Here is a 680-nt window from a genome sequence, read left to right as displayed (position 1 = left end):
TAGATAGTGTCGTCATAAATAAATTCATGTAATAATCACCCTATATTACATGAATGGATGACTTAACCATGAGCATACCCGCACACCGCCGTCACGATATTTCCGATCATATTTGGAGTTTGCTTGAACCTCACCTACCGGGGCGTAAGGGGGCCTGGGGGCGTGTTGCTTATGATAATCGATTATTTATTAATGCCGTGTTCTGGATTTTACGGACAGGCGCACCCTGGCGAGATTTACCGCCCGATTATGGCGACTGGAAAAATACGCATCGCCGTTTTTGTCGGTGGCGGGACAAAGGCGTATGGGAAGGACTGCTTGAAGAACTCATCTTTGAACCCGATTTCGAATGGCTGATGATTGACGCCAGTCATATTAAGGTTCATCCCCATGCCGCAGGGGCGGCAGGAGGCAATCAGGATATGGGGTGCACAAAAGGGGGCTCAATACAAAGATACATCTGGCCGTGGATGCGCATGGTATGCCGATCAGAGCGCTTATTACAAGCGATCCCACAGCGGATTGCTCACAAGCTGAGGCCTTGATTGACGGAATAGATGCAGAACATTTATTAGCGGATCGGGGCTATGACAGTAATACCGTTGTTGAACAAGCAAAAAAACAAGGCATGGCAGCGCAAATTCCCGGCCGAAAAAATCGCAAAGTGAAACGAGAATATG

The 680-nt window shown here is 47.9% G+C and carries 1 pseudogene; it reads left to right on the top strand.

Annotated elements, in window-relative coordinates:
• Positions 1–68: 68 nt before the first annotated feature.
• A pseudogene (locus AAC147_RS12140) lies at positions 69–680 on the top strand (IS5 family transposase); the annotation flags it as partial.

It is taken from the genome of Xenorhabdus sp. NBAII XenSa04, assembly GCF_963866145.1.
Lineage (GTDB): Bacteria > Pseudomonadota > Gammaproteobacteria > Enterobacterales > Enterobacteriaceae > Xenorhabdus > Xenorhabdus indica.
This window is presented reverse-complemented; position numbering and strand designations above follow the sequence as displayed.